This is a genomic window from Mycobacterium parascrofulaceum ATCC BAA-614 (genome assembly GCF_000164135.1).
Lineage (GTDB): Bacteria > Actinomycetota > Actinomycetes > Mycobacteriales > Mycobacteriaceae > Mycobacterium > Mycobacterium parascrofulaceum.
In genome coordinates this window covers 1,125,821-1,135,293 of record NZ_GG770553.1, presented here as the reverse complement: position 1 = coordinate 1,135,293, position 9,473 = coordinate 1,125,821, and the positions used below count along the sequence as shown (strand labels likewise).

The following is a 9,473-nucleotide window of genomic DNA, read 5'->3' as shown; positions in this document are numbered from 1 at the left end:
GCCCCCGCGGTGTTCGGCGTGCCGGTGCTGGTGCCCGCGGCCGGGCAGTACGTCGCGCTGGGCGCGGCGCGGCAGGCCGCGTGGGCGCTGAGCGGGTCGCCGCGACCGCCCCGCTGGACCGCGCCGCGGGCCGACGAGTACACCGCCGACCCGGCGCCCGAGGTGCTCGGCCGCTATGCGCGGGTGCGCGACCTGACTGAGGGGGCCTAGTCGCGGGGCCGGAACACCGGCAGGACCCGGTATTTGGCGGTGAAGGTGGCCTTCTCGTATTCGTCGCCGACCTCGCCGTCGCACGCGATGACCGTCGGGCCGTCGACCGCGCGGAAGGCGAACTCGGGCACCTGCAGCTCGTGATAGAGCGGGCTGCGCTCCAGGCGGCCCAGCGCGAGGGCGGCCAGGATCCTGGTCCGCGACCACCGCCGCCCCGCCTCGAGCATGCGGACGTCGATCAGGCCGTCGTCCATCCGGGTCCGCCGCGCGGGGGCGAAACCGGTCGGCAGGTACAGCGAGTTCCCGAGGAAGAACAGCGACGTCAGCAGCGTCTTGTTGTCGTAGGCGATCCGGACGGGCTCGTCGTGGCGCAGGGTGTGCAGCATCGCGTACAGGCCGGCCAGCGGCTTGCCGATGCGCTTCTCCAGTTTTTCGCGCTGCTGCACGAAGGCGGGATAGGCGCCGATGCTGGCGGTGTTGAGGACCATCTGACTCTCGTTGAGGCACACCAGGTCCACGCACGCCACGCTGCCGCGGCGGATCGCGTCGACGGTCTTGGCGACGGTGTCGCAGCCGATGTCCTTCGCGAAGTGGTTGAACGTACCGGCGGGAAACACCGCCAGCGGCAGCCCGGCCTCGATGGCCACCCCCGCCGCGGCCGCCACCGTGCCGTCGCCGCCGCCGACCGCGAGCACCTCGGCGCGTGCGGCGGCGTCGCGCAGGACCTCCGCCGGGTCGTCGTCGGGGCCCAGCTCCCGGATGTCCACCTTCGGGAGCGCCTCGCGCACCTCGTCGACGACGCGGGCCCCGGTGCCGCTGCCCGACTCCGGGTTGATGACCAGCACCACCCCGGCGCCGTCGGGCCGTTCGGGGGCCGGGACCCGAAGCGGTTCGGTCTTGGGCAGGGCGGTCTCGACGATCGGCGGCACCAGCCGGCCGCCCAGCACCGCCAGGCCGGCCCCGATGCCGAACCCGGCGACCACGTCGCCCGGGTAGTGTGCGCCGGTCACCACCCGCGAGAGCCCGACCAGCCCGGCCAGCAGCGCCAGGCCGAAGCCCAGCATCGGGTTCTCCAATCCCACCCCGACCGCGAAGGCGGCGGCGCTGGCCGAGTGCCCCGACGGGAAGGAGTTCGACGTCGGGCGGCGGCGGACCTGCCTCACCAGCGGCACCAGCTCGTAGCCGGGACGCGGGCGGCGGCGGATGCGTTTGGCCACCTGGTTGGTGGCCAGGCTGGTGGCCGCCAGCGTAACGACGCCGCGCGTGGCGCCGCGTTGAGCGCTCTTGCTTCCCGAGGCCATCAGCGCGGCGGCGATGGCGAACCACAGCTTGGAGTTGTCGGCCGCCCGGGTCAGCGGCGGCATGACCGCGTCCAGCAGCGGGGTGTCCGTCTCGGCGATCGCTTCGAAGAGCTCCCGGTCCAGGGTGCCCAGACCGCGGGTGATCTGCTCGATGCCGCGCGCGCGTCGCCTGGGCCGCCTGTTCATTCGCTACACCCTAAATTGGTTGGCGGACATGGACGCACCGGGCTACTTCGAGGCATGGCGGGAAAACGTCGCACGGCGCGGCGTGAGCCCCGACGTCGTCGCGGAAATCACCCGGCACTACGACATCACCCCGGACACCTTTCGATCGCTCCAGCCGACGGCGGAGATCAAGGACCCCGACGGCAAATCCTTCTTTCTCCTGCCGCGGGGCACCGGCGGCGGCGAGGCCCGCGCGGCGGTACTGGCCACCTACATCCTGAACGCGGACACCGGCTACGGCACCAAGCGCGGGTGGCGCACCGACTTCCCCCCGACTCCCTACCGCGCCACCGAGGTCACGCGAATCATGCGGCGGCAGAACGCAAACCACTGGAGCTACGCCCGCGACGTCGGATTCGTCGACCGCAACCGCGGTCGCCTGGTCGCGACCCCGAACGGCATCCTGATGGGCCTGGGCGGCAACTGGATTCAACGGCAATTCTGCCGCCGCGGCGGCACCACCTGGGGGGACATCTTCCTGGTCAATCTGGGCGCCGTCACCGACCCGGCGGGGTGGCTGCGCCGGATCGTCGAGTCGGGGCACGCCTGGTTCCTGCGCGCCGACGGGATCCCCGCGGAGAGCCTCCTGGACCTGGACCGGGTGCTACACCACGAGGAGCGGCACTGCCGGCAATGGGCGGCCAAGGGTTACGCGGGCATGCTGGCCGACTACGGCCGGGAGCTGGTTCGCGAATACGCCTTCGGCGCGATCAACCGGCTCGAGGAGGACGCCGGCCTGGCCGACGGCGGCTACAGGGCGTCGATCCCGTGGTAGAGCACCATCGCACCGATCAGCACGAGGACCGCCGCGAGCAGGGCGGCGTTGTTGCGGTCCATCCAGTCCTTGAGCCGCGCCAGCGTGTCGTCGAGGCGGCTGCCGGCCGCCGCGTAGGCCAGGATCGGGATCGCGACGCTGGAGGCCGCGAGGACGACGAAGAACCCGGCCGCCGCCCAGTCACCGACCAGGCCGAGCCCGGCGGTGCCAATGCCCAGCCCGGCCGGGATGCAGATGAGCACGACGTCCGGCCGAACCACCGCCAGCACCGCCCCCATGACCCCTGCGCGTGCCGGGGTGATGCTGGCGAACGAACGCATCCATTTCGGCGACTCGCCGTGGCCGCGCCGGTTCAGCCATTTGTAGATGCCGTACACAATCAGCGCCGACCCGAAGACCACGCGCAACCACGACGACCACCGCGGCGGCGACTTGTCCAGGCCGCCGAGCAGGTGGGAGGCCGCGACGGAGAGCGCCGTCAGCGCGGCCAGGCTCAGCAGCCAGCCGCCCAGGAACGCCAGCCCGCTCGGCCGCGGCCGCGGCGCCTGCAGCACCAGCACGGCCGGGATCACCGTGAGCGGCGAGAGCGAGATGACCAGTCCGAGCGGGACCAGCCCGGTCAGCACGGTGCCCCAGCTTCCTGCCATGGGCAGCAATCTACAGGGCGTGAATCCCGTTGTAGAGCACCATCAAACCGATCAGGACCAGGATGACCGCGAGCAGCGTGCCGTGGTTTTCCTCCATCCAGACCTTGACGCGTTCCAGGGTGTCGTCGAGGCGGTCGCCCGCGCCGGCGTAGGCCAGGATCGGGAGGGCGACCGTCGACGCGGCGAAGACGAGAAACACCGCCCCGGCCAGCAGGCGGCCCGCCGCGCCGAGGCTGCTGCCGCCGACGGCCAGGCCGGCCGCCGCGCACAGCAGCAGCACCTCGGGCCGCAGCACCACCAGGGCCGCCGCGGTCACCCCCGCGCGGCGCGGGGTGAGCGTGGAGAACGAGCGCATCCAGCGCGGCATGGCACCGTGCCGGTGCCGGGTCAGCCAGTGGTAGGCGCCCAAGGCGATCAGCGCCGACCCCAGCACGACGCGCAGCCACGACGCCCACGTCGGCGGCGCCGTGTGCAGGTCGCCGAGCAGGTCGGAGGCGCCGGCGAACGCGGCGGTCAGGGCGGCCAGCCCCAGCACCCAGCCGGCGAGAAAGGACAGGCTGGTCGGCCGCGGCCGCGGCGCGTGCAGGACCAGCACCGCCGGAATGACCGTGATGGGCGAGAGCGCGATGACCGCCGCCAGCGCGACGAGCTTGGTCAGTACCGATCCCCAACTTGCTTCCACGGGCAGCAATCATCGCATCGGCGTGACACGGCCGCACGGGTGCCGCGTAAGCGCCCGTCTCAGAACGGTTTTCGGCGCAGCGTCCAGGCCGGCACCCAGTGCGTCACGGTCTTGCGCTTCGAGCCGTAGGCGACCGGGTAGGTCACCAGTCCCCACCAGTCGCCCTGCTCGCACAGCCCCCAGCAGCTGAGCCGCCCCTCGACGACCTTGTGCAGCTGCAGGCCGTTGGGCTGGTACCGGCCGGAGCGGTGCGGCTCGCGCGGGAACAGCACCGTCAGGTCCACCAGGACGGTGATCGGCGGGCGCACCACCCGAAACGGGTCGCGGACGGGTTGGCCGTTGTACCCGATGGACGCGAACTGCCCCATCGATCGATCATACGTTCGAATGAGGACGGGTTGCCGAGTTCGTCGTTTTCGGTCCTGCGGGCCCGCTGATCGCTATAGTCGGCGCAGCTACCAAGGGGAGGTCGGAGATGAAGATGGCTTGCGCCGCTGGCCTATTGGCGTTGGCCGGGCTGCTCACCACCGGGGTGGGCGTCGCCGGTGCCGATGAGGTCGAGGTCGAGGGCAACTACTCGAGCCAGTCCGGCTGCGAGGCGGACGCCCCGCACGTCGAGATCACGCACAACGACCACCTCTACACCCATTGGGACTGCCGCCTGGGCTCCGACGGGTTCTGGCACGTCTGGCTGCTCAACTGACCCGGCGGTAGCCGACCAGCGGTCGGAACGCGGCCGGGTTCTGGCACCATAGCGGCGTGCGGAACCCGTTTCGCCGCCCGCCGGCCGCGCTGGACCCGCTGCTCGTCGGGGGGCTCGCCGTCGCGGTGAGCCTGGGCGGCGCGGGGCGCCCGTCCTTTTGGTACGACGAGGCCGCCACCATCTCGGCCGCATACAGCCGTTCCCTCGCCCAGCTGTGGCGGATGTTGGCCAACGTCGACGCCGTCCACGGCCTGTACTACCTGCTCATGCACGCGTGGTTTCAGGCGTTCCCGCCCACCGAATTCTTCTCGCGCGCGCCGAGCGGGCTGGCCATCGGGGGCGCGGCCGCCGGGGTCGTCGTGCTCGGCGGGCAGTTCTCGACGCGCGCCGTCGCGGTGGCCTCCGGCGTCTTCTGCGCCATCCTGCCCCGGTCGACGTGGGCGGGCATCGAGGCCCGCCCCTACGCGCTGTCCATGATGGCCGCCGTGTGGCTGACGGTCTTGCTGGTGCATGCCGCGCGCCGCGACACCGGCCGGCTGTGGGCCGCCTACGGCGTCGCCCTGGTCTTGTCGATCGCGCTGGACGTGTACCTCGCCCTGCTCGTCGCCGTGCACCTCACGCTGATCGTCGTCTCCCGTTGCGCGCGAACCGTTTTGCTGCGGTTCGCCGTCACCTCGGGCGTCGCGGTCGGCGCCATGGCGCCGTTCCTGCTGACGGTCGCGGGCCAGGCGCACCAAATAGCCTGGATCGCCCCGATCGGCCGCCGCACGCTCGAAGACGTGGCGGTGCAACAGTATTTCGAGCGCTGCCCCCCGTTCGCCGTGCTGTCGGCACTGGTGATTGCGGCGGCTGTGGCGTCGTGGCTCAGCAAGTCCACACCGCTCGCGCCGGCCGACCGGCACCTGCTGGCCCTCGCGGTGGCGTGGCTCGCCCTGCCGACGGCGGCCATCCTGCTCTACTCGGCGCTGGTGCATTCGATCTACACCCCGCGCTATCTGTCGTTCACGGTGCCGGGCATGGCGCTGATCCTGGGCGTCTGCGCCGCCACCGTGACCGCCCGGCCGTGGCTGACGGCGGCGCTGGTCGCCCTCTTCGCGGTCGCTGCGGCACCGAATTATGTTCGGGTGCAACGCAATCCGTATGCGAAATACGGGATGGACTACAGCCAGGTGGCCGACCTGGTCTCGGCGAAGGCGGCACCCGGGGATTGCCTGCTGGTGAACGACACGGTGACGTTCATGCCCGCCCCGATGCGGCCCCTGATGGCGGCGCGCCCCGACGCCTATCGCAAGCTGATCGATCTCACCTTGTGGCAGCGCGCGACCGACCGCAACGACGTCTTCGACACCAACCTCATTCCCGAGGTCGTCGCGCAACCGTTGAGCCGGTGCGGCGTCGTGTGGATCATCACCCAGGCCGACCCGTCACAGCCGGCGCACGAGTGGGGCCCGGCGATCCCACCCGGGCCCGTCTACGGGCCGACGCCCGCCTTCGCGGTGCCGCACGACCTGGGCTTCCGCCTGGTCGAACGTTGGCAGTTCAACCTGGTTCAGGTGCTCAAAGCGCAGCGATAGTCACCAGATTCGGATGTAGTCGACCAGCATCGACGCCGGGAAGGTGCCCGCGGCCGGGTCGCCGGCGCCCACCCCGCCCACGGCGAGCGTGAACATCGGCGTCATCCAGTAACCCGGGATGTTGAACGGCCACCGGAAGTCGTCGGGGGCGCCGCCGGCGACGTGGATGGGCTTGTTGGGCACCTTGAAGTACTCCGCCCCGTCCCGCGCGAACTCGAAACCCTCTTCGCCCCAATGCATGCGCCAGGTGTGCCAGTTGCCGTCGACCAGGCCGGGGATGGACTTGCCCTCCCAGGTCTTGCCGTTGGACGCCGCGTGGACGGTGGTGCCGGCGGGCCACTGGCCGTTGCCGTACCACTCGAAGATGTCCACCTCGCCGTCGGGGAGCGGGTCCTCGTTGACCCCCCAGAACGAGGGCCACAGGCCGGGGAACAGGCAGTCCAGCTTGATCCGCGCCTCCCAGGTCTGGTTGATCATGCTGCGGAAGTTGCCGCGCAGCTTGCCGCTGTAATAGGTGTTGCTCAGCAGATCGTGGGTGGCGCACAGGACGAGGTTGGAATGCCCGTCCTGGAACACGTTTTGGCGGTCGTCGCGGTAGATGCCCGCAACGGGCGGGAAGACGTCGTCCTGCCAGGTCTGGATCGTCCACTTGCCGGGATCGGGCGGGGAGCCCGCGGGACCGTCGAATTCGTCGGCGAAGATATAGGGGCCACCGGGGCCGGCCGACGGCGGCGCCTGCGGCGCGGAGGGGGTGGCCCATGCGCCCGGCAAGCGCATCGCAGCCCCCAGCATGCCGAGCCCCGACATCAACATCATGCTGCGACGGTCCATCTAAACCCCAATCGTGAAAGCGTGTTCCCGAACTAGCCCGATACCCCCGGGCAACTTTCGCAAACGGTGTTATGAAACCACGCGCCGGGGTGCCACGCACCCCGCGCCGGGCCGGTGGCGGCGACTTTTCCCGCGCTGGGGCGCCCGGCGGTTCAGGGAGAAGCCGGTTCGCTGAGCTTGACCAGGGTCTTGCCGATGTTGACGCCGGTGAACAGGCCGTTGAGGGCGTCGACGCAGGACTCGATCCCGTCGAAGATGGTCTCCCGGTGCTTGAGCCGGCCCTCGGCCTCCCACCGCCGCAGCGCGGCGAATGCCTCGTCGAAGCGGCCCCACTGGTCGAGGGCGTTGAAACCCTGCATCAACGCCGTCTTGGACAGCAAATTCACGTAGTTGGCCGGCCCCGGGTGCTCGCCGGTCAGGTAACTGGAGATGACCCCGCACAGGACGACCCGGGCGCGCGGCGCCAGGCGGCCCAGCACGGCGTCGAGGATGGGCCCGCCGACGTTGTCGAAGTAGACGTCGACGCGCTGCGGGCAGTGCCGCTTGAGCGCGGCCGCGAGGTCGTCGTTCTTGTAGTCGATGCAGGCGTCGAACCCGAAGTCCCCGACCACCGCCCGGCACTTCTGCGGGCCGCCCGCGATGCCGACCACCCGGGCCCCGGCGATCTTGGCGATCTGCCCGGCCACCGACCCGGTGGCGCCGGCGGCCGCGGAAACCACGACCGTCTCCCCGGCCTTGGGGCGGCCGATGTCGGTCATGCCGAAATACGCCGTGGCGCCGGTCGGTCCGTACACCGACATGATCGCCAGCTGGTCGTCCTCGCCCGGGATGGGCGTGCTGAACAGGTCGTCGCGGATGATCGCGTACTCGGAGAAGCCGGTCAGGGTGGTGACGACGTCGCCGACGGCGTAGGCGTCGCAGCGCGTCGCGACCACCTCGCCGATCCCGGCCGCGCGGATCACCTCGCCCAGCTGGACCGGCGGCAGGTAGCCGGGCTGGTCGTCGAGCCAGGTGCGGGCGGCGGCGTCGATCCCGACGTAGGTGGTGCGCAGCAGCGCCTCCCCCTCCGCGGGTTCGGGCGCCGGCGTGGTGACCAGCTCGGTGTCCCCCGGCCGGACAAGCCCGGTGGGGCGGCGACGCAACAAGACCTGACGGTTCGGCAACTCGGGCACGATGCAGAAACTACCGAACCGGCCGAAATCACCCGGGCGAATGGCATATTCGACCCATGGCAGCAAACGACGACCCGGAGGACCGGATCCGGGAGCTCGAGCGCCCGCTCGCCGACGCGGCGCGGGCGTCCGAAGTGGGCAGCGCGCAGCCCGGTGGCCAGCCCTATTCGCCCGGCCAGGCGGGCCCGCCGCCCCCGCCCCCGTGGACCTACGGCGGGCCGTTTCCGGGTCCGCCCCCGCAACGCCCCTCGGGCAACCGCATGTGGTGGATCATGGGCACCGTCATCGCGGTCGGCGTGCTCGCCCTGGCCGGCGGCATCGCCGCCTTCGCGGCACACCAGCTCTCCGGCGTCCGCTCGATCATCAGCTCCCCGCCGACCTTCACCAACACGTTCAGCCCCCCGGGCGGCACCGTCCCGTCGACCACGACCCGGACCAGGACGCCGCGGTCGACCACCACGTCCACCTCACCCACGCCGCCGCCGGGCAGTCAGGTGACGATCTCCGGGATGGGCGAGAACCGGACGTTCGCCTGCAACGACAACGTCGTGAACGTGACCGGTGTGTCCAACACGGTGGTGATCAGCGGCCACTGCGCAAACCTCGCCGTGTCGGGGGTGCAGAACGACATCACCGTCGACGCCGTCGACAGCATCGACGTCTCGGGCCTCAGCAACAAGGTCACTTACCACTCGGGCACGCCGAAGGTCAGCAACACCGGTAGTGCGAACGTCGTCGAGCGGGGCTGAGGCGGTTACGCCGGCTCGCCGGGTTCGTCGTCGGGCGAATCGTTGTCCAGGACGCTGACCGCGATGCCGTACGGCAGGAACCGCACCTTGCGCATGGGGTCGACGTTGTCCTTGTTGGCCCGCAGCGCGTCGAGCTCGGTCGCATAGACCTGCTCGACGCGCGCGCCGCCGCCGGAGTCCACCGTGTAGATGGCCCAGACGCCGTCTCCCGCCTCGCCGGCGGTCTCGGGCTCCGGCCGCGGGCGCCGCGACAGGTCTTCGAAGAACGACGACCAGCCGGGCCGGGCCCCGGGCGCCGCGACGAACTTGCTGACCCGCTCGAAGACGTCACGCAGTCCCTCGCTGCCCTCGCGGATCATTCGATCGAACTCGTCGGGATCGAACCCGAACGCACCGTATTCGCCCACGCGACCTCCTCGCCGCTCATGCCGTCACCGCCCAGTGTGCGCGCCGTCGCGGGCGCGCGCCACGTCCCTACCGCGGGGGTGGGGGCGGCGCCGGTGGCGTGATGGGGATCGGCACCGTGACGAACGGGAAGTGCAGGTACATCGTCACGGGCGGCTGCGCCGGTGCGGCCGGCGGCGGAGGGGGCGCCGCGGGCGGA

Annotated in this window: 11 protein-coding genes and 1 pseudogene; 5 read left to right on the top strand and 7 right to left on the bottom strand. The window is 71.2% G+C overall.

The features are described from left to right. Positions 1 to 210: pseudogene (locus tag HMPREF0591_RS05335) on the top strand (xylulose kinase); the annotation flags it as partial. Here HMPREF0591_RS05335 and HMPREF0591_RS05330 read toward each other — a convergent pair. Continuing rightward, a complete protein-coding gene (locus tag HMPREF0591_RS05330; protein WP_007167414.1) occupies positions 207 to 1,697 on the bottom strand; it encodes a bifunctional phosphatase PAP2/diacylglycerol kinase family protein in 1,491 nt (496 codons plus the stop codon). The pseudogene HMPREF0591_RS05335 and the gene HMPREF0591_RS05330 overlap by 4 nt on opposite strands. Before the next feature lie 28 nt (positions 1,698 to 1,725). Here HMPREF0591_RS05330 and HMPREF0591_RS05325 point away from each other — a divergent pair, with 28 nt between their 5' ends. Continuing rightward, positions 1,726 to 2,511 (top strand): hypothetical protein, encoded by a 786-nt coding sequence (locus tag HMPREF0591_RS05325; RefSeq protein WP_040621879.1) that lies wholly within the window; start codon positions 1,726 to 1,728, stop codon positions 2,509 to 2,511. On the opposite strand, the gene HMPREF0591_RS05320 is transcribed toward HMPREF0591_RS05325, so the two are convergent. The 3 genes from HMPREF0591_RS05320 to HMPREF0591_RS05310 are packed head-to-tail and all read right to left on the bottom strand — an operon-like array spanning position 2,487 to position 4,208. Further along, the gene (locus HMPREF0591_RS05320; protein ID WP_007167412.1) at positions 2,487 to 3,158 is read right to left on the bottom strand and encodes a GAP family protein; all 672 of its coding nucleotides are present in this window, start codon (positions 3,156 to 3,158) and stop codon (positions 2,487 to 2,489) included. The two genes, HMPREF0591_RS05325 and HMPREF0591_RS05320, sit on opposite strands and share 25 nt — an antisense overlap. Before the next feature lie 10 nt (positions 3,159 to 3,168). Then, complete coding sequence (locus HMPREF0591_RS05315) at positions 3,169 to 3,840, bottom strand: GAP family protein (protein WP_040621164.1); 672 nt, start codon at positions 3,838 to 3,840, stop codon at positions 3,169 to 3,171. A gap of 59 nt (positions 3,841 to 3,899) precedes the next feature. Then, positions 3,900 to 4,208 carry a hypothetical protein gene (locus HMPREF0591_RS05310; RefSeq protein ID WP_007167410.1) on the bottom strand — a complete coding sequence of 103 codons (309 nt, stop codon included), beginning with the start codon at positions 4,206 to 4,208 and terminating at the stop codon, positions 3,900 to 3,902. Positions 4,209 to 4,315: 107 nt separating this feature from the next. Between HMPREF0591_RS05310 and HMPREF0591_RS05305 the strand changes: the two genes are divergently transcribed. Both HMPREF0591_RS05305 and HMPREF0591_RS05300 read left to right on the top strand, forming a co-directional pair. Then, the gene (locus tag HMPREF0591_RS05305) at positions 4,316 to 4,543 is read left to right on the top strand and encodes a hypothetical protein (RefSeq protein WP_007167409.1); all 228 of its coding nucleotides are present in this window, start codon (positions 4,316 to 4,318) and stop codon (positions 4,541 to 4,543) included. 56 nt (positions 4,544 to 4,599) lie between these two features. Continuing rightward, complete coding sequence (locus HMPREF0591_RS05300) at positions 4,600 to 6,117, top strand: glycosyltransferase family 39 protein (RefSeq protein WP_007167408.1); 1,518 nt, start codon at positions 4,600 to 4,602, stop codon at positions 6,115 to 6,117. Here the strand turns inward: HMPREF0591_RS05300 and HMPREF0591_RS05295 are convergent, their stop codons facing one another. After that, complete coding sequence (locus tag HMPREF0591_RS05295) at positions 6,118 to 6,948, bottom strand: glycoside hydrolase family 16 protein (RefSeq protein ID WP_007167407.1); 831 nt, start codon at positions 6,946 to 6,948, stop codon at positions 6,118 to 6,120. A gap of 152 nt (positions 6,949 to 7,100) precedes the next feature. After that, complete coding sequence (locus HMPREF0591_RS05290; RefSeq protein ID WP_040621876.1) at positions 7,101 to 8,120, bottom strand: NADP-dependent oxidoreductase; 1,020 nt, start codon at positions 8,118 to 8,120, stop codon at positions 7,101 to 7,103. Between the two features lie 56 nt (positions 8,121 to 8,176). On the opposite strand from HMPREF0591_RS05290, the gene HMPREF0591_RS05285 reads away from it, so the two are divergent. Beyond that, positions 8,177 to 8,869: a DUF3060 domain-containing protein gene (locus HMPREF0591_RS05285; protein WP_007167405.1), complete on the top strand. Its 693-nt coding sequence runs from the start codon at positions 8,177 to 8,179 to the stop codon at positions 8,867 to 8,869. Between the two features lie 5 nt (positions 8,870 to 8,874). Here the strand turns inward: HMPREF0591_RS05285 and HMPREF0591_RS05280 are convergent, their stop codons facing one another. Next, the gene (locus tag HMPREF0591_RS05280) at positions 8,875 to 9,276 is read right to left on the bottom strand and encodes a hypothetical protein (RefSeq protein WP_007167404.1); all 402 of its coding nucleotides are present in this window, start codon (positions 9,274 to 9,276) and stop codon (positions 8,875 to 8,877) included. Positions 9,277 to 9,473 lie beyond the last annotated feature (197 nt).

Coding starts and splice junctions, on each gene's coding strand:
- HMPREF0591_RS05330 (WP_007167414.1), bottom strand. CDS start 1,697: ATGAACAGGCGGCCCAGGCGACGCGCGCGCGGCATCGAGCAGATCACC.
- HMPREF0591_RS05325 (WP_040621879.1), top strand. CDS start 1,726: ATGGACGCACCGGGCTACTTCGAGGCATGGCGGGAAAACGTCGCACGG.
- HMPREF0591_RS05320 (WP_007167412.1), bottom strand. CDS start 3,158: ATGGCAGGAAGCTGGGGCACCGTGCTGACCGGGCTGGTCCCGCTCGGA.
- HMPREF0591_RS05310 (WP_007167410.1), bottom strand. CDS start 4,208: ATGGGGCAGTTCGCGTCCATCGGGTACAACGGCCAACCCGTCCGCGAC.
- HMPREF0591_RS05305 (WP_007167409.1), top strand. CDS start 4,316: ATGAAGATGGCTTGCGCCGCTGGCCTATTGGCGTTGGCCGGGCTGCTC.
- HMPREF0591_RS05295 (WP_007167407.1), bottom strand. CDS start 6,948: ATGGACCGTCGCAGCATGATGTTGATGTCGGGGCTCGGCATGCTGGGG.
- HMPREF0591_RS05285 (WP_007167405.1), top strand. CDS start 8,177: ATGGCAGCAAACGACGACCCGGAGGACCGGATCCGGGAGCTCGAGCGC.